Source organism: Streptomyces sp. NPDC090106 (assembly GCF_044747265.1).
GTDB lineage: Bacteria > Actinomycetota > Actinomycetes > Streptomycetales > Streptomycetaceae > Streptomyces.
In genome coordinates this window covers 271235-289372 of record NZ_JBIVDS010000011.1, presented here as the reverse complement: position 1 = coordinate 289372, position 18138 = coordinate 271235, and the positions used below count along the sequence as shown (strand labels likewise).

General features: G+C 73.3%; 13 protein-coding genes. 7 read left to right on the top strand and 6 right to left on the bottom strand.

Annotated features, from left to right (window positions below; genetic code table 11):
- Nucleotides 1–35 precede the first annotated feature (35 nt).
- A complete protein-coding gene (locus tag ACIPSE_RS32770) occupies nucleotides 36–3455 on the bottom strand; it encodes a BTAD domain-containing putative transcriptional regulator (RefSeq protein ID WP_401669761.1) in 3420 nt (1139 codons plus the stop codon).
- 196 nt (nucleotides 3456–3651) lie between these two features.
- Here ACIPSE_RS32770 and ACIPSE_RS32765 point away from each other — a divergent pair, with 196 nt between their 5' ends.
- Complete coding sequence (locus ACIPSE_RS32765) at nucleotides 3652–4947, top strand: MFS transporter (RefSeq protein ID WP_401669759.1); 1296 nt, start codon at nucleotides 3652–3654, stop codon at nucleotides 4945–4947.
- Nucleotides 4948–5001: 54 nt separating this feature from the next.
- Here the strand turns inward: ACIPSE_RS32765 and ACIPSE_RS32760 are convergent, their stop codons facing one another.
- Nucleotides 5002–8391, bottom strand: a complete 3390-nt coding sequence (locus ACIPSE_RS32760; protein WP_401669757.1) for a BTAD domain-containing putative transcriptional regulator — start codon at nucleotides 8389–8391, stop codon at nucleotides 5002–5004.
- A 492-nt stretch (nucleotides 8392–8883) separates the two neighbouring features.
- Here ACIPSE_RS32760 and ACIPSE_RS32755 point away from each other — a divergent pair, with 492 nt between their 5' ends.
- Both ACIPSE_RS32755 and ACIPSE_RS32750 read left to right on the top strand, forming a co-directional pair.
- Entirely contained in the window at nucleotides 8884–9585 is a 702-nt protein-coding gene (locus tag ACIPSE_RS32755; RefSeq protein ID WP_401669755.1) for a hemerythrin domain-containing protein, read from the top strand.
- Complete coding sequence (locus ACIPSE_RS32750) at nucleotides 9582–10508, top strand: pyridoxamine 5'-phosphate oxidase (protein WP_401669752.1); 927 nt, start codon at nucleotides 9582–9584, stop codon at nucleotides 10506–10508. The genes ACIPSE_RS32755 and ACIPSE_RS32750 overlap by 4 nt, the downstream gene beginning before the upstream one ends.
- A gap of 171 nt (nucleotides 10509–10679) precedes the next feature.
- Here ACIPSE_RS32750 and ACIPSE_RS32745 read toward each other — a convergent pair whose 3' ends face one another.
- Entirely contained in the window at nucleotides 10680–11492 is an 813-nt protein-coding gene (locus ACIPSE_RS32745) for a class I SAM-dependent methyltransferase (protein ID WP_401669986.1), read from the bottom strand.
- Nucleotides 11493–11566: 74 nt separating this feature from the next.
- Nucleotides 11567–12223 (bottom strand): TetR/AcrR family transcriptional regulator, encoded by a 657-nt coding sequence (locus ACIPSE_RS32740; protein WP_401669749.1) that lies wholly within the window; start codon nucleotides 12221–12223, stop codon nucleotides 11567–11569.
- 218 nt (nucleotides 12224–12441) lie between these two features.
- On the opposite strand from ACIPSE_RS32740, the gene ACIPSE_RS32735 reads away from it, so the two are divergent.
- Nucleotides 12442–12876, top strand: coding sequence for a hypothetical protein (locus tag ACIPSE_RS32735; RefSeq protein ID WP_401669747.1), 435 nt, complete (start codon nucleotides 12442–12444; stop codon nucleotides 12874–12876).
- An 88-nt stretch (nucleotides 12877–12964) separates the two neighbouring features.
- Here ACIPSE_RS32735 and ligA read toward each other — a convergent pair whose 3' ends face one another.
- Both ligA and ACIPSE_RS32725 read right to left on the bottom strand, forming a co-directional pair.
- Nucleotides 12965–15082 (bottom strand): NAD-dependent DNA ligase LigA, encoded by a 2118-nt coding sequence (gene ligA / locus ACIPSE_RS32730; protein WP_401669744.1) that lies wholly within the window; start codon nucleotides 15080–15082, stop codon nucleotides 12965–12967.
- A gap of 91 nt (nucleotides 15083–15173) precedes the next feature.
- Nucleotides 15174–15536 (bottom strand): hypothetical protein, encoded by a 363-nt coding sequence (locus ACIPSE_RS32725; protein ID WP_401669742.1) that lies wholly within the window; start codon nucleotides 15534–15536, stop codon nucleotides 15174–15176.
- A gap of 191 nt (nucleotides 15537–15727) precedes the next feature.
- On the opposite strand from ACIPSE_RS32725, the gene ACIPSE_RS32720 reads away from it, so the two are divergent.
- The 3 genes from ACIPSE_RS32720 to ACIPSE_RS32710 all read left to right on the top strand — a co-directional run bounded on the left by ACIPSE_RS32720 (nucleotide 15728) and on the right by ACIPSE_RS32710 (nucleotide 17730).
- Nucleotides 15728–16639 (top strand): NADP-dependent oxidoreductase, encoded by a 912-nt coding sequence (locus ACIPSE_RS32720; RefSeq protein WP_401669740.1) that lies wholly within the window; start codon nucleotides 15728–15730, stop codon nucleotides 16637–16639.
- 23 nt (nucleotides 16640–16662) lie between these two features.
- Nucleotides 16663–17184, top strand: coding sequence for a MarR family winged helix-turn-helix transcriptional regulator (locus ACIPSE_RS32715; protein WP_401669737.1), 522 nt, complete (start codon nucleotides 16663–16665; stop codon nucleotides 17182–17184).
- 141 nt (nucleotides 17185–17325) lie between these two features.
- Nucleotides 17326–17730 (top strand): STAS domain-containing protein, encoded by a 405-nt coding sequence (locus ACIPSE_RS32710; RefSeq protein WP_401669735.1) that lies wholly within the window; start codon nucleotides 17326–17328, stop codon nucleotides 17728–17730.
- Nucleotides 17731–18138: the final 408 nt, after the last annotated feature.

The following is an 18138-nucleotide window of genomic DNA, read 5'->3' as shown; positions in this document are numbered from 1 at the left end:
GTCTCGGTACGTGGCGGCGCCTCCGCGAGGACGCCTCAACGACCCGCTGCCGGGCCTTCGTTCGCCAGCGCGGCCAGCGCTGCTCGGGCGTCGTCCGCCCAGTGCCGGGAGTTCCACCGCCCGGCCACGCGCTCGGCGCGCCCGAAGTGCTCCCGGGCCTCCTCCACACGGCCCAGGAGCAGCGCGAGTTCACCCAGAGACTGGGCCACGGGACGCAGGGCGACGGAGAGGGTCGTCGCCCCCGCCACCTGGTCCCGGAAGGGCGACAGCATCACGTAGAGCTCGGCGGCCTCGGCACGGTCGTCGAGGGCGACCACGGCCATGGCCCGCAGCGTCGCCTGGAGAGCGAAGGAGAAGTCCCGCCGCAGAGGCACGCGTTCGGCGTGGATGCGCCGCGCGCCTTCCCGGTCGCCCGTGGCGAGCAGGGCGAGGACGGGGAGCGCCTCGTTCGCGGGGCGTATCTGCTCGTACACGGCCAGCACCGCGGGCGCCGTCTCCGCCAGACGGCCCTGCTGGAGCCGCAGGCAGCCGACCGCCAGCGCGACGAACCCCTCCAGATTCACCATGCCCTGCGCGCGCAAGACGTCCACGGCCTGGAACAGGGCCTGTTCGGACTCCTCGTACCGCCCCTGCGCCATGGCGAGCATCGGGTGCCGCAGCAGGCCGAGCGTGTACGTGCCCGCCAACTCGTAGTCCCGCGCCAGTTCGTCGGCCAGGTCGAGACAGCGGGTGAGGGCGGGCAGGTCGTTGGCGGCGGCGGCCACACGCGCGGCCGTGTACCGCGCGATCCACGCGTACTCCGGCAGGTCACCGGCCTCGGTGAGCCCGGCGAGTTCCCGATGGAGCGTCACCACCGTGTCCGGGCCGTGCAGAAAGTCGACGATCTTCACAAGCGTGGCGATCGACTGGGCCACCAGGCGCGGTTCGCCGAGACCGCGGGCGAGCGCCACCGCCTCCCGCGCCGGCTCCAGCGCACGCGCGTCCGCGAGATCGTGGGCGCACGCCAGCCGGTCCAGCAGCAGACAGCGCCGGCGCGGCTCCAGGTCGGCGCCGTCCAGCAGCCGCGTCAGGTCCGCGACGGCGACCGCGTCCGTGATGCCGTAGCCGCGTGACTGCCACGGGGTGGGCTCGCTCCACGCGCTGTACGCGGCGGCCATCAGATCGTCCCGGCCGTGGCCGCGCGCCAGTTCCACCGCCCGGCCGAGGGCCTCCTGCGCGCCGAGGATCGCGCCGAGCCGGACCCGGATACGGACCAGCCGGCCGAGCAGCGCCACCTCCAGCGCCGGCGCGTCCGCCGCGGCGAACAGCGCGGGGCGCAGCTCCAGACAGCGCAGCGCCTCGTCGAGAAGGGCCTCGCCCACGTGGGGCGCATGGCGCTGGACCGCCTGTTCCGCAGCCTTCTGGGCGTACTCGACGGCGAGCGGAGCGTCGGCGGACAGGACGGCGCCGGACCGCAGGAAGTGGTGGGCGATCGCCGCCACGTCGCGCGAGCCCAGCTTCAGCAGGCAGTGGCCCAGCTTCGAGTGCATCCGGGCCCGGCGCACCTCGGTGAGGTCGGCCTCCAGGGCCTCGCGGACCAGCGCGTGGCAGAACCGGACCTGGCCGATGGACGGTTCGACGACCAGCCCGGCGGCGACGCCCGCGTCCAGGGCGTCGAGCACCCGCTCCTCGTCGACGTCGGCCGCGGCGGTCAGCAGATCGACCGCCGTCCGCCGCCCCGCGACCGCCATCAGCCGCAGCACCGCCAGATCGGCCGGCTCGAAGCGCGCGAACCGGCGCCGCAACGTGTCGAGAATGCCCTGCGGAATCCGGGCGAGAGCCCGCTCCTCGCCTTCCTCCGCCAGCAGCAGCGCGCTCTCGCGGAGGTAGAACGGGTTGCCGCCGGTCCGCTCCGCGAGCGCGACGGCCGCCCGCTCGCTCACCTCGACGGGACAGACCCGCTGCACCAGGTGCCGCGCCTGCGCCGCGGGCAGCCCGTCCAGGGGCAGCCGTACGGGATAGCAGCGCGCCAGCCGGTCCAGCGCCCGCGTCATGTCGTCCTCGCCGGGACGGTAGGCGGCGACCAGCAGCACGGCCGCGGTGCGCAGTTGCTCGGCGCACAGGAGGAACAGTTCGAGGCTCTCCTCGTCCGCCCGGTGCAGGTCGTCCAGGTACAGGGCGACGGGGCGCTCGGCCGCGGTCTCGCGGAGCCAGGACAGGAACGCCTGGTGCAGGCGGAAGCGGTGCGCCGGGTTGCCGTCCTGGACCGTCCACGCGGCGGCGCCGGGACCCCGGCCGGACAGCAGCAGGCCGAGGTCGTCGGAGAGCGGGACGGAGGCGGTGAGCGTGCCGACGATGGTGAGCCAGGCCCAGCCGGGCGGCGCGCCGTCGGTCTCGGGGCACTGCCCGCCCGCCACCAGCCACCCTTGCGGCGGGAGGGCGCCGACCAGGTGGTCGAGGAGGCTGGACTTGCCGATCCCCGCCTCACCGGAGAGCAGGACGACCTGCCCCTGCCCCTGACGCACCCGGGCCGCTGCGGCGTCCAGCTCGGCCAGTTCGGTGTCCCGGCCGATGAGTTCGATGCGGCCGGGGGCGGTCGTGGGGGCGGCCTGAACTCCGGCCTCCGGTGCGGGCGTCGACGTACGCGCACCCTCCCGCGCCTCCGTGGCGGTGGCGGTTGTGGCGGCGGCCGGGCGGGTGAAGCGGTACAGCACGTCCAGGCGCTGCTGGAGCACGGCCTGTTCCAGTGCGACGAGTTCGGGGCCGGGGACGACACCCAGGTCGCTGCGCAGCCGGTCCCTGATCCGCCGCAGCGCCGCGAGCGCGTCCCCCTGACGGCCGACGGCCCACAGGGCGACAGCCAGCAGCCGCCACCCCTCCTCCCGCAGCGGCTGGTCCCGCGTGAGCGCGTCGGCCTCCGCCAACGCCTCCTGCGGAGCACCGCTGTTGAGGTGCGCGGTCACCAGGGCCTCACGCCCGGCGCACCGCAGGTTCTCCAGCCGCGCCCGCTCGTCCGCCGCCCACGGCTCGTCGGCGAACTCGGCGTAGGCGGGGCCCGACCAGAGCTCCAGCACCGTCTTCAGCCGCCGGGCCACCTCGGCATGGTGATCCGGGGGAAGCGCGAGGCACGCGGCCAGCTCGCTCTCGAACTGCCAGGCGTCCACCAGGTGCTGGTCCGGGGACAGGCGCAGGGCGTAGCCGTGGGGTGCGCTGATCAGCAGGCGCATGGGCGCCCGCGGCGGCCGGTCCGGCTCCAGAACGCGGCGCAGTTGCGCGACGTAGGCCTGGAGGGACGCGCGGGCGCTGGGGGGCGGGGCCGCCCGCCACAACTGCCGTACGAGCCGGTCCGCCGAGACGGACGCCCCGCGCGCGATCAGCAACTGGGCGAGGATCGCGCGCGCCAAGCGGCTGCCGAAGTTCGCTGTCCGGCCTTCGACTTCGACCCGCAGCGGACCGAGCACGCATATCTTCACCATGGTGCGGCGACCTTAGGCCAGCCCTGGCCGAGGCGCGAAGCGGCCCGCCGGTGTCCCGCGATGTGGGCCAAGTCGTCTCCAAGGCAGTCCCGCGACGGTGGCCACCCCTTCGAACCGCCCTCCCCGGCTTCCCCGGCTTCCCCAGCTTCCCCGTTCTCTCCGCCCTCCCCGCTCTCTCCGAGGAACTGAATCCCCCATGGCCACACCGTCCCTCGTCACGCCCGCCGAGAAGCAGCCCGGCGGCGGCACACGGATGCGTCGGCTTGCCGGCGCCGTCATGCTGTCCGAGTTCGCCTGCACCATCGCGTTGACGACCCCCGTCCAGCTCCTGCTCGCCCTGCACCTCGACGCCGTCGCGGACACCGGGGCCGCCACGGCGTTCGGGATCGTCACCGGCTTCGGCGCCCTGGTCGCCATCCTGAGCAGCCCTGTCGCGGGCCGGATCTCCGACCGCACCCGCACGCGCTTCGGCCGGCGCCGCCCCTGGATGCTCCTCGGCTCCGTGGCCGCCGCGCTCGCCCTGGTGGTCATCCCCTTCACCACCGAGGTCTGGCAGCTCGTCCCGCTGTGGTGCGGTGTGCAACTGGCCTGCACGTTCCAGCGGGCGGCCGGCAGCGCTCTGCTGGCGGAGCAGGTGGCCGAGGAGCGCACCGGACGCATGGCGGGCCTCATCGGCCTCGCGGCGGCATGCGGACCTCTGGCCGGTCTGGCCCTCGCCGACGTCGCCCCCGGCGGCAGAGCCGGAACCTGGGCGGTCGTGGCCCTGTGCGCGCTCGGGACGACCGTCGTCTCCGTCCTGCTGCTGCGCGAGCGGCTCGGCGACGCGCCCCGGCCCCCGCTCGACCTCCGCGCGCTCGTCGCGTCGTTCTGGTTCGATCCCCGCCGCCACCCGGCGTTCACCTGGGCCTGGCTGGTCCGCTTCCTGATCACCTGCGCCTACGCGTCCAGCACGTACAGCACCTTCTTCCTGATGGAGCGCTTCGACACCACCACCGAGGAGCTGAGCGGGACGGTGCTCCTGCTCGGGCTGCTCACCATCAGCTGCGTCGCCGTTTCCTGCGTGGCCGCCGGGCATCTCTCCGACGCGCTGCGCCGCCAGAAGCCGTTCATCGCCTTCTCCGGTGTCCTGGCCGCCGTCGCGCTCGTCCTGATGGCGGGAGCCCAGGACATGGCGTTCGTCTACGGGGGAGTGGCCGTCATGGGCGTCAGCATGGGTACGTTCCTCTCCGTCGACCTCGCCGTCTGCGTGCGCGTGCTCCCCGACAAGGACGAGTCGGCCCGGGACCTGGCGCTCTTCAACGTCGCCAACGCGCTGCCGGACTCCCTCGTCCCGCTGGCCGCGCCCGCCGTCCTCGCGCTCGGCGGCTACACCGCGCTGTTCACCGGGCTCGCCGCCTTCGGGCTGCTGGGCGTCCTGGCGGGCTCACGGCTGCCCGAAGTCGGCCACGAGACCCGGCCGGGCCGCTGGACGGTGCCCGTGCACCGGACGTAACTCCGGAACCCCGGAACCCGGGCAGACGCGAAGTCACGTCTCCTCGGCGGCCGTTCACCGGGGTGAGCGGGCCGCCGTCAGCTCCGTCGCCGCCCGGCGCGCGGCCTCGGCGGAGTGCGGCGAGGACCAGATCCGGGCGGTGCGGTACGCCAGCGCGTAGTGGTCGGCCGCGGCCTGGCCCTCGCCCAGGAGCCGGTACAGATCCGCCAACGCGTGCGCGAGCGGCCGGGTGGCGTACGCGCCGCCCGCCGTGCCCGCGAACTGGGCGCCCAGCGGCAGCAGATGCCCCACCAGCAGCGCGGCCTCCTCCGCGTCGCCTTCGAGGACGGCGAGACGGGCACGGAAGTCGAGTTCGATGCCGTAGAGATGATCGGTCACGGGCTGCTCGGGCATCTGGACGGCGCGCGCCTCGTCGGGCCGGCCCATGAGGAGCAGGGCGAGGGCCAGCAGGATGCCCACGGGCGCCCCGACGGTGTCGTACAGGGCCCGCATCACGGGCTCGATCTCACGGGGCCGGCCCTGGGCGAGCCGGATCGTGGCCATGCCGAGGGTGTGCAGCCCCTGCGCCTTGTGGGCGCCGACCCGCTGCAACAGCTTGTCGGCCTCGATGTACTGGGCTTCCGCGTCCTCGAAACGGCCTTGGACGGCGGCCAGCATGGCGGAGGTCGCCGTGTCGAGGCCCTGGGCCCACACCATCCGGTAGCGGTGCGCGAGGCTCAGCCCCTCCGCGGTGTGCCGTACGACCGCGGCGGGGTCGTTGACGGTCGCGGCGGTGAGCGCGTCGAGGCGCTCGCAGACCCAGCGGTAGGCGGGCAGGTCGTGCGTGCGCGCGAGTTCCCGCAACTCCGCGACCAGAGGGGTCCGTTCGGCGCCGCGCACCTCGTGCGGGAGCAGTTGCGCGGACGTCATCAACGCGGCTGCCAGCAGGCGCGGTTCACCGTTGGTCCGGGCCAGCAGCAGCTGGGTGCGGGCCATCCGGGCCGCCCGCCGCGCGTCCGTGGGCGCGACGGTGGCCACGAGCGTCTGGAGCATCCCGATCCGGCTCGCGTCGTCCAGGTCCGGGTCCGACGCCAGTTCGTCGATCCGCCGGAGCACGGCGTCGTCGTCCTTCGTGCCCAGGCGGCTGTGCCAGGGGGAGGGCTCGGTCCAGGCGCCGTACACCGCGGCCACCAGGTCTCCCCGGCCGGCGCGTTCGGCGAGCTCGACGGCCCGCCGCCGGGTGTGCCTGGCCGCGTCCGTCGAACCGGCGCGCACCTGCGCGCCGAGCAACCGCACCAGCAGCCCGACGGTGTGCTCCGGCCCGTCGTCCGCGCCCTCGTGACCCGCGGCGGCGCGTACCTCGATGGCCTGCTCGATGAGGACCGCGGCGATCTCGTGGGCGTAGCGGCGTTCGGCGGCCTCCGCCGCCCGCAGCGCGTAGTCGACGGCCGCGGGCGCGTTCGCGGTGCTGCCGGAACGGGCGTAGTGATGGGCCAGGGCGGCCAGGTCGTCGGGCCGGTGGCGGCGCAGCACGTCGGCGAGCCGGTTGTGCAGACGCGCCCGCCGGATGCCCGACAGGTCGGTGTACACCGTGTCGCGCACCAGGGCGTGCTCGAACCGCACCCGGCCCGGGCGGGGTTCGACGAGGAGCCGTGCGGTGAGGGCGTCGTCGAGCCCTTCGAGCAGGTCGTCCTCGGTCGTGTCGGACGCCGCGGCCAGGACGCTCACATCGGCCTCCATGCCCATCGCCGCCGTGAGTTGGACCGCCGACCTCGCCCGTGCGGGCAGCTTGGCCAGCCGCCGCCGCAGCACATCCCGTACGCCCTGGGGCACTTCGGAGGTCGCGACCAACGCGCCCTCGCTGGCCAGCAGTCGGGCGCTCTCCAGGACGTAGAACGGGTTGCCGCCGGTGCGTTCGGCGAGCGCGGTCATGGTCGCGGCGTCCACGCCGTCGCCGCAGACGGTCCGTACGAGGGTGGCGACGTCCTGCGCGGGCAGGCCGTCCAGCGTCAGGCGGTGCGGGGCGCGCGGCGCGACGTGGGCCAGGGTCTTGACCAGGTGTTCGCCGGTCTCCGCCGGACGGTAGGTGACCACCGTCAACAACGGCACACCGGTGATGTCGGTCGCCGTCTCCAGCAGGGCGAGCGCCTCGCTGTCGGCGCGGTGCAGGTCCTCGACCACCAGGGCGATCGGGTGGGCGGACGCCGCCGCGCGCAGCCAGGCCGCGAACGCGCGATGCATCCGGAACCTGCTGGTGGCGGCGTCGTCGGGGTGCGGCGGGGTGACGTGTTCGTGCTCGTGCAGCAGGGCCGCGAGTTCCTCCGGGTCCTTGGGCGGTGTGACCTGGGCGAGCTCGCGGAGCATCTCCGACCAGGACCAGGCCGGCGGGGCGCCCTCGTACTCGGGGCAGCGTCCGACCAGGACGGTCCAGCCGTCGCCGCGCAGCCGCTGCGCGAGGTGGGCGACGAGCGCGGACTTCCCGGCACCGGGCTCGCCCGTCACCACCAGCATGCCGCCGCCCTGCCGCGCGGCGCCGATGGCCGCGGCGGCGGTCCGCAACTCCGCCGCCCTGCCGACGAACAGCTCGCGCAGCGGGGGGTGGTCCGCGGTGTGCGCGGCGGGGGAGTGCGCGGCGGGGGCGGGAGCCGTGGCGTGCGCGGCGGGGGCGTGTGCCGCCGCGACGGAGTGCCTCGGCCGCGCCTCGTCCGCCCGGCTCCACGACGGTGCCGCCGCGGCGCGCAGTACGTCGAGGCGCCCGTTCAGGACCGCGTCCTCCAGCTCGGCCAGTGCGGGGCCGGGCTCGCAGGCGAGTTCGTCGCGGAACGTCCGGGCGGCCCGGCGCAGCGTGGACAGCGCGTCGGCCCGCCGGTCACCGGCCCACTGGGCGAGGGCGAGCAGGCGCCATCCCTCCTCCCGCAAAGGGTGTTCCCGCACCAGCGTTCCGGCGTCGGCCGCCGCCTGGGCCGCGTTTCCCGTACGGATGTCGCACGCGATGGCCAGCTCGCGGGCCTCGGCGCGCAGCTCCGTCAGCCGGGCCACCTCGGCCGCCGCCCAGCCCGCCTCCTCGTGTTCCGCGAACGGAGGGCCCTGCCAGGTGCCGAGCGCCCCGGCCAGCAGCGACCGGGCCCGCGCGGGTTCCTCGTCACGTGCCCGGCGGACGGCCGTCTCGAAGCGCCAGGCGTCCACCGCGTCCGGGCCCAGCCGCAGGAGGTACCCCGGAGGGGCGGTCGCCAGGACCGTCGCCGGGCTGCGCGGCGGACGGTTGGGTTCGAGCACACGACGCAGGTTGGATATGTAGGCGTGCAACGAGGCCGGGGCCTTCGCCGGCGGCACGTCCCGCCACACCCCGTCCACCAGACGGTCCACGGGCACGACACTGCCCCGCGCGGCGAGCAGCATGGACAGGATGGCCCGCTGCCGTGGCGTCCCGAGGTCGATCGGCTCCCCGTCGAACTCGGCGCTCAACGATCCCAGGATGCGTATGTGCAACACGGCAGCGCAATCTACCCGAGGCGGCCTGATGGGCTCGGCCGGCTGCGCCGGCACGGTGAGCTGGTCCGCCTTCGCGCTCGGCTGAGCCCGCGCTTGCATTCGCCCTCGGCCGCGCTCTTGCTGGCCTTCGCCCGCCAGCCCGCGCTCGCTCGCCTTCGCCCGCGCCCTCGGACGTGCTCTCGCCCGCGCCCGCCCTCTGCTGTGCTCGCGCTCTCGTCCTTGGCCGCGCCTGCGCTCTCGTCCGCGCCCGCCTCCGGCCTCAGCCGCGCTCTCGCCCTCCGCCGTGCTCTCGCCCTCGCCAACCCCACCGGACCGGTCGGCCCCCGCCCCCTCCCTTCCGTCTCCCCCCTCTCTTCCCCCCGGAGCAGCCCTCCGTGATTCCAAGAAGGCGCCAAGCATGTTCCAAGTCCCCCGCGGCAACTTGAGAGGCTGTTGCCGAAACATGATCGTTTGGAGCAGGTAAGCGTGTCCCCCAGCAGCGCGACTGGCGAACTTCCCGCCACCGAGCGCCCCTACACCCACGAGATGGTCGTGGTTCACCGGGTCTTCCGCCGTGAGTCGAGGTTCCTGCCGCGACTGGTGCGCGCCGTGCCCGACAGTGAGACGGCACGCGCGACCGAGGTCGCCGACTTCCTGCGCGAGTACACGGCGGGTCTGCACCACCACCACGAGCTGGAGGACGAACTCGTCTGGCCGCTGCTGCGCGCCCGCGCCGAGCAGGACGACGAACTGGTCGGCCGGATGGAGGAGCAGCACCGCCGCATCGACCAGAGCCTGGCGGCCGTCGCCGAGTGGACGCCCCTGTGGGAGCAGGGCGCGGACGCCATCGCCAGGGAGGAACTGGCGCTGGCCCTGGAGGAGCACCGGACCGCGCTGCTCGAACACCTCGACGACGAGGAGCAGTTGGTCCTGCCGCTGATCGCCGAGCATCTGACGGTCGCCGAGTGGGACCTGGTCGGCCACCGCGGAATGGAGCGGCTGCCCAAGAACAAGCTGATGCTCGCCCTCGGCGCGATCCTCGAAGACGCCACGCCGCAGGAACGCGCCTACTTCCTCGGCAAGGCACCGCTGATCGGCCGCCTGCTCTGGAAGGCCGTCGGCCGACGCCAGTACGCCGCGTCCTGCCGTGCCCTGCGCGCGCCTCTGGACCAGGGAGCGGGACGGTGACCCTCCTCGACTCCGCCCCGCTCGACGTCCTGGACGCCTACCGGACCTGCGAGTTCGTCACCCTGGGCCGGGACGGCACCCCGCTGACCTGGCCGACGGCCGTACGGCGCCGCGAGGACGGGACGCTTCTGCTGAGCACGTCCCTGGCCTTCGCGCAGAAGGCTCTGAACGTGCGCCGCGACGGCCGCGTCGCCCTCCTCTTCTCCGACCCCACCGGCAGCGGCCTCGACCACGCCCCGCAGATCTTCGTCGGCGGCCGGGCCGAGTGCCCCGACGCCATCATGACGGGGCCCCAGGGCGCGGAGGAGTACTGGCAGATGCTCTTCGAGCGGCAGCCGCACAGCCGGTCGTACCTCGCCGCTCCCATGCGGCGCCTGATGGACTGGTACTACCTGCGGCTGCTGATCACCGTCACCCCGGAACAGCTGACGGTGCGGTCCCCGCTCCAGCCGCTCACCCCGCCCGAGCCGGGCCCGCCGTCCCCGCTGCTCGGAGCCGCCCAGCTCGCCCGCTTCCCCACCGCCGTGCTGGGCGCCCGCGACGCCTCCGGGGCGCCCGTCCTCGCCAGGACCCGGCCGGTGGCCACGGACGACGGCTTCACGGTGGTGCTGCCCGCCGACTGCGCCGCGACCCCTGGCCCCGCCTCCCTGCTGGTGCACCGGCACGACGAACGCCTCAACCACATGCACAACGCGCTCGTCCGTGGCCAACTGCGCGAGAACGGTGACGGCTGGCTGCTGGTCCCCTCCAAGGTGATCGAGCCGATGGGCTCGGGCCGCCCGACCGACGCGATCCGCGTCCTGCGCCACACCAGGCAGGCCACCAACCGCTACCTGGAACGGCGCGGCCTGCAACGCCCCCGGGTGCAATGGGACGAGTTCAGGAAGCTCTCGGCCCTGGCACGGGAGCGGACCAACGCCTGACGGCGTTCGACGCGCACGGGGCTCCAGTGGCCGACGCGGCATCTGTCCGACTGCGTCGCGTCGACCACTGGACGCCAGAAGTCCCTCACGAGCGGTCTTCCACGCGCCGCCCCGCGCGCGCCGGGTACCGACGGCTGGACCGGGGACGCCCGGCGGGTTGATCTCCGCGGCCTAGGGGCGGACCGCGGAGATCAACCCGCCGGGCCGTTCCTCGGGCCGCGGCGGGCTGTCGATGGGCCGGCCGTAGGCGGCGGCGCGCTCGCGCAGGGTGTGGCACTCGGCCCGCCACCCGTACCCGGCCAGCCATTCCACCGGATCGTCGGGCATCTCCGAGACCCACAGGGACGCCGCCGATCCCGGCGCGGCATCCGCCCCGAAGCGGTCGATCACACCGCGCGAGCCCAGCGTCAGCCCCATCCGGCTCTCCTTCGCCGACCGCGCCCCGACCCTCGCCAGCAGCGACTCCACGGCCTCCGCGGGCAGATAGATCAGCAGCCCCTCGGCGATCCACACGGTGGGCTGCGACGGATCGTGCCCCGCGGCGGCCAGCGCACTCGGCCAGTCCTCCCGCAGATCCACCGGGACGGCGATCCGCTCGCACCGCGCGACGGCCCGCTCCCGCTCCAGCACCGCTTCCTTGAACTCCAGCGGCGCACCGGTGTCGACCTCGAACAGCCGCGTCCCCTCCGGCCAGTCCATCCGGAACGCACGGCTGTCCATACCGGCGCCGAGCAGCACCACCTGACGCACCCCGGACGCGGCAGCCCGCCGCAACAGGTCGTCGAGGAACCTCGTCCTGATGACGATGGAGAACGCCACGGCCCGCCGGCGCCGCCGCGCGGCCTCTCCCTCCGCCGGGGGCGAGGAGGGCCACAACCCGCCGGCGGCGGCGAAGGCCCGCGCCAGCGGATCACGGAACAGAGCGTCCTTCCGCCCGCTCTCCAGCGCCCGCACCCGGGCCACCCCCACAGCCGTGGCCCACACCCCTGACGGCTTCACGTGCTCGTGCTCCTCTACGGCTTCCACGGCTTCTACGGCACTTACGGCTTCCACGGCTTCTACGGCTTCGCCTGGGACGCCCGCAGTCGGGTGGCCCGGGGCGGGGGTGACGCGAGGGGGAGGTCAGCGGTCGGTGCGGGGAGGCCGTAGAGGGTGTGGAGGCGGCGGCGGATCCGCTCGACGGGGTACTGGTCGCTGTAGACCGCCGTCTTGAAGACGACGCCTTCGAGGACGCTGCGCAGCAGGACCTCCTCCGTGCGCGGGTCCTCGGCGCCGCGCGCGGCGAACAGGGCGCGCAGGCTGTCCTCCAGGGCCGTCACCCGCTTCTCCTTGCGCCGCTCGGCCGCCGCGAACAGGGGGTGCGTGGCCGGGTTGATCACCAGGCTGAGCGTGATGCGCTGCACCGGGGCCGTCGAGGCGGCGAGGAGCATCACCCCGTCGATGATGGCGGCCAGGCGCTCGTCCGGGGTGCCGGTGACGTCCGTGAGGGCGGTGACGCCGTCGAGGTAGCGGTCGAGGAGTTCGTCGACCAGGTTCTGCTTGCCGGGGAAGTAGTAGGTGAGCAAGCCCCGTGAGACGCCCGCCCGTTGGGTGATGTGGGAGATCGTGGCGTCGTGGTACCCCTTCTCGGCGAACACCTCCAGGGCCGCCGCGAGGATCCTCTCCCGCGACTGGGCCCTCAGTTCCTCGTTGGCTTCCGCCGACCGTGGCGACACCCGCCCCCCACTCCCGCTCGTCGCTGATGCCGTGCCTCGCCGGCCGGCCCGCTACGCCCATTCTCGCCGTTGTGCTGCAGGGCCTCGGCCCTGGGGCGGACGGGTGAGCCAACTCCGTTGACGGAGGACGTAGTTGGGATTCGGTCTTTTGACTGGCTGGCTGTACAGTCAACGCCAGTTCTGACAGTCTCGGTACTCGTAGGGAGTGCGAAACAGTGGTGAGCAAGGAACAGCTCAAGGCGGAGATCCACGCGGCCTTCGACGCCGCCGTGCCCGACGGCGCGGGCTACACCAAGGTCTACGCCTCGGACATGAAGGAGCGGAACTTCATCGTCTACCGCAGTACGACCATCTACAACTACGCGGTGGGCTTCCGGCCGGGCAGCACCGAACTCGTCATCGTCCCCGTCGACGAGAACAACGGCCGGGTCACCGCGGGCACGCCCGTCACCATCTCCGACGCCAACCGCGGCGCCACCAAGAAGCGTGACCTCCAGGGCCGTTTCCACATCGCGACGCAGGACGGGCAGAAGTTCCGGCTGTCCGTCATACCGTCCGTCCCGAAGATCACCGCGGGTTTCTACCAGCTGCCCGTGGACCAGAAGGCCGAGTACGACGCCTTCCAGGAAGTCCGCAACCTGATCTGCGCGTAGGCGACGAGGACGACCTGCCCTGGCGCCGCCGCTCGACAGCGGTGCCAGGGAGTGGGAGTGGGCCGTGGTCCTCGCGGCGCCGTGGGCGTCAGCCGAGGAAGTCGGCGATCAGTTCGGCGAACTCGTCCGGGGTCGCCAGCCGGACACCGAGCGTCTCGGCCTTGGCCCGCTTCGAACCGGCACCGTCCCCGGCCACCACGAGGGTGGTCTTCTTGGAGACGCTGGAGGAGGACCGGCCACCCGCCCGCTCGATCAGCTCGTTCATCTGGTTGCGGCTGAGCTGCTCCAGAGGACCGGTCATCGCGCCGGTGACGACCACGGTCATCCCGGCCAGCGGCCCCTCCTCGCGCGCGGCACCGCCCCCTGAGCCGTCGCCCCCGCCGCCCTTGGTCTCTCCGTCCTCGGTCTCGTCGTCCTGGGGGACCGGCGGGGTGGCGCCGGGCTCGGTCATGTTCACTCCGGCGGCCACCAGCTTGTCGATGAGCGGGGCGAGTTCGGCGAGTTCGGCGACGATCGACGGCGCCTTCTCGACACCGATGCCCTCGACCTGCTGCATCGCCGCGGCGTCGGCGGCGCGGATGTGGTCCATCGTGGCGAAGTACCGGGCGATACGGCGCGACATGGAACGCCCGGTGCCGCGGATGCCGAGTGCGCACAGCACCCGTGACAGGGGCTGGCCCTTGGCCGCGGTGAGCGCGGCGAGGAGGTTGTCGGTGCTGGTGTCGCCCATCCGGTCCAGGGCGAGGAGCTGCTCGCGGGTGAGCGCGAACAGACCGGCGAGGTCGGTGACGAGACCGGCGTCGACGAGCTGGACGACACGGGTGTGCCCCAGGCCCTCGATGTCGAGCTGGTCGCGGCCGGCCGCGTACGACAGCGCGGCGACCAGGTGGCAGTTGCGGCCGTTCACGCACCGCCAGCGCTGCTCGCCGGAGTCGATGCCGGCCCCGCATCGCGGACACACGTCGGGGAAGACGATCGGCCGCTCCTCACCGGTCCGCAGATGGGCGACCGGTGCCTCGATGCGCGGGATGACGTCGCCGGCCCGGTGGACCATGACCCGGTCGCCCAGCCGCAGGTCGCGCCGGGTGATGTCGGCCGGGTTGTGCAGGGTGGCGTACGTGATGGTGGCGCCGTCGATCTCGACGGGCTCCAGGACGGCGCGCGGGGCGATGATGCCGGTGCGGCCGACGTTCCACTCCACCTCCAGCAGCCGGGTGATCTTCTCGACCGCGGGCAGCTTGTAGGCGATCGCCCAGCGCGGGGCGCGCGAACCCGAACCGGCCGCCTGCTGGTCGGCGGCTAGGTCGGCCTTGATGACGATCCCGTCGATCCCGAAGGGCAGCTCGGCGCGCAGCGCGGCGATCTCCTGCACCCGGGCCAGCACCCCGTCGACCGTGTCGGCGGTGACGCCGGGCACCGGCGTGCCCGCGGTGGTGTTCACCCCGAGCTCGCCCGCCTTGGCCATCAGCGCGCTGTGCGGGCTCTGCTCCAGCAGGGCGGCGAGCTCGGGCTCGGTACCGGCCACGGGCAGCAGGCCGTAGCCGAAGAACGTCATGGGCACGGTGTAGGCGCGCTCCTTGGCCCGCAGCGTGCCCGCCGCGGCGCCGCGCGGGTTGGCGAACGGCTGCCCGCCGTGCGCGGTCCGGACGTCGTTGCCGTGCTCGAACTGTGCGGTGGTCATGAGCACTTCGCCCCTGACCTCGACGGTGAGGGGTTCGGCGAGTTCGTCCGGCAGGCCCTCGATGGTGCCGATCGCGTGCGAGACGTCCTCCCCGGCCACCCCGTCCCCCCGGGTGATCAGCTGTCTGAGTCGGCCGCCGCTGTACCGGGCGGCCACCGCGAGCCCGTCCAGCTTCGGCTCGACGCTGAACCGCTCGACGTCGTGGCCGATCCTGCGGGCCAGCGAGGCCGTCCAGGCGGTGAACTCCTCCGGCGAGAACACGTTGTCCAGGCTCAGCATCGCCACCGTGTGCGGGACATCGCCCTCGACGGCGCCACCGGCGACCTTCCCCGTCGGCGAGTCGGGCAGCACCTGATCGGGATGCCCGGCCTCCCACGCGGCGATGCCGCGCACCAGTCGGTCGTAGGAGTCGTCGTCCAGGGCCGACGTGCCGCCCGCGTAGTAGGCGGCCGACGCCTTCAGCGCGTCCTCGACCGCCTGCGCGTAGGCGGCACCATCCATGATCACTGCTGCTGGTGAACTCATACCGCCATCCTGCCTCCCACCACTGACAACGCCTCTGGGGCCGCGGGGGATGGGAGGTGATGTGAGCCGGAGCCTGCCTGAGGGGGCGGGATCAGTCGGTGTTCCACCTCATCAGGAACTCGATCTCGCGGACCGCCAGGTCGGCGCAGGCGTCCACCTCGTTGTCGTGCTCGACGACGTCCCTTTCTCCGCGGTCCCAGAGGCCGACCACCAGTCCCTTCATGTACGGGGCGGGGCTGCGGCGCAGGTCCTCCACGTAGCGCTGCCAGAGCTCGATGAGTTCGGGGGAGTCGCGTACGCGTTCGGTCACCAGGCGGGTGAGTTCGGCCCTCCCCGGACGGGGTGGATCGGTCTCGGTGACGAGTTGGGTGATGAGTTGATGGGGGCTCTTGGAGCCTTCCTTGTGGTCACGCGGGAAGTTGAGGAGACGGTCGAGCCAGTCGTTTGAGGTCACGGGGTGAGCGTGGCGTCCCGGCGGCCGGGAGGGAAGCTCTGCGTGCCCTCGGTCAAGGGAGGCGATGGGGGCGGGTGACGGGCGTGAGCAGCCACTCGACCCATTACTTGGCTAGCCACATATTCGGTGCTACTTTTATGTGGCTGGCCACATTAAGGGGTCGGCGCGGTTCGCGACCATGGAGGACAGTCATGAAGGCCATCGTTTTCGACGCGTTCGGTGGTATCGAGGTTCTGCGTGAGGCGGAGCTGGAGGTTCCCGAGCCCGGTCCCGGGCAGGTCCGGGTGCGGGTGAAGGCCGTCGGGGTGAATCCGGTGGACGGCAAGATCCGTGCCGGGGGTATGGAGGCCGTCTTCCCGACCGCGCTTCCCGCGGTTCCCGGTGGTGAGATCGCCGGTGTGGTGGACGCCGTGGGCGAGGGCGCCGGCCTGGAGGTGGGGGACGAGGTCCTGGGCTGGTCCGACACCGGCTCCTACGCCCAGTACGCCCTGGCCTCCGCCGACGTTCTGGCCCCGAAGCCCGCCGCACTGGACTGGACGCATGCCGCTGCCCTGCCGGTCGCCACCGACGGTGCTGAACGTGTCCTGGACCTGCTGGACGTCGGTGCCGGCGACACCCTCCTCATCCACGGGGCGTCCGGGGCGCTGGGCACCATCGCCGTCCAGCTCGCCGTCGCCCGCGGCGCCCGTGTCCTTGGCACCACCTCGCCCGCCAACCAGGAGCACGTCACCTCCCTCGGCGCCACCGCTCTCGTCTACGGCGACCACCTCGTCGAACGGGTCCGCGCGCTGGCCCCCGAAGGAGTGGACGCCGTTTTCGACGCCGCGGGCAAGGGCGCGCTGGAGGACTCCATCGCCCTGCGCGGCACGACCGACCGGATCGTCACCACTGCCGACTTCCGCGCCCGTGAACTCGGTGTCGTCTTCGCCGAGGGCCCCCAGCGGCGCTCCGCCGCCCGGCTGGCCGAACTGGCCCGGCAGGCCGCCGACGGCACCCTGGTCACCACGATCAGCGCCACCCACCCCCTGACGGACGCGGCCAAGGCCCAGCAGGCCAGCGACGCCGGCCACAACCGCGGGAAGATCGTCCTCACCGTCAACTGACCCCGCACGACGAGGAACAGACCATGCCCGACACCCCCACCCCCGCACCCGCCCCCGCCCCCGCGCCCGATCCTGCCCCGGCCGCCGCCTCCGCGCTCCCCGACACCGCGCGCGACGGACGCCTGAGCTACGCCGTCTTCCAGCTCGCCCGCGCCCACCGCGCCCACGCCGCCACCATGCTCCGCGCCCTGAACCTGCACCCCGGCCAGGAACTCCTGCTGATGCAGCTCTTCGACCGCGACCACCGGACCCAGGCGGAACTCCTCGACCACGCGGGCCTCGACCACTCCACCGTCTCCAAGTCCCTGCGCCGCATGCAGGAGGCGGGACTGCTGACCCGCGAGCCCGCCGAGCACGACCGGCGCGTCATGGTCGTCCACCTCACCGACCAGGGCCGCGCCCTGCGGCAGCCCATCGCCGACATGTGGCGCGCCCTGGAGGAGATCTCCGTACGCGAACTCACCGCCGAGCAGGCCGAGTCGTTCACCACCTGGGCCCGCACCATCGAGAAGTCCCTCAAGGACCACGCCCGGCGGAGCGGGTGAAGCCGTTCTGTGACGCGGATCCGGCGGGCTCTACCCGAGGGGGTGAGGATGTTCCTCCGGTGCGGGGACATCCGGCCCGTGAAGGGGTGAACAACTGCCGCGGGCCATGTCCCCGAAGGGGGTCACGGGCGTTGGCCGGGCATGAACAGCACGTCGACCTCCCCGATACTGACCGCCCCGGCTGTGAAGGCCGTGGCCGGCACCGAACAGGGCGCGGACGCCGCGCCCGGCCACATACTCACTCTTCTCAGCACCACCCCGGACGCCCGCACCCTGCACGTGGTCCTGGCCGGTGAGGCCGACCACTTCAGCAGCCGCCCGCTACGGACCCTGCTGGCCGCCGAGGCCGTCCACGGCCGCCGCAGCCTGATCCTGGACTGCCGCCGCCTGAAGTTCGCCGACAGCGCTCTGCTGTCCGCGCTGGACGGCTGGCGACGCAGGGGAGGACAGGTACGCGTCGACCATCCGCCACCCCAGCTGAGCCTCCTGCTCGCCGCGGACGCCCGTCGCCCGCAGAAGGCACGCACGGGGCGGGTGGAGCGGTGATCTTCACCTTGTTCACCGCGGGCCCGCTCCTGCTCGCGCTGATCCTGCTGCACTGTCCTGCGCCCGTAAGGCCCGTAAGGCCCGTAAGGCCCGTAAGGCCCGCGAGGTCTGTAAGGCCCGCGAGGCGCGCACGGCCCGTGAGACACGTAGGACACGTCGGACACGTCGGACACGTAGGGCGTGTGCGGCCCGTAAGGCCCGGCACACCCCGCAGGCCGGTCGGCCGAGCGTTGCGGCCGTTGCCTTCCACCTGACCGGCGACCGACGACGACGGGCTGCACAGCGTGATGCTGTGCAGCCCGTTCGTGCATGGCCTGTTCGTGCATGGCCCGTTCCTGTGCGGCCCGGCCGCCGGCCGCCCGGAACCGTCACGCATGAAGCGCGCGGTCCTGGGCAGCGGCAGATCAG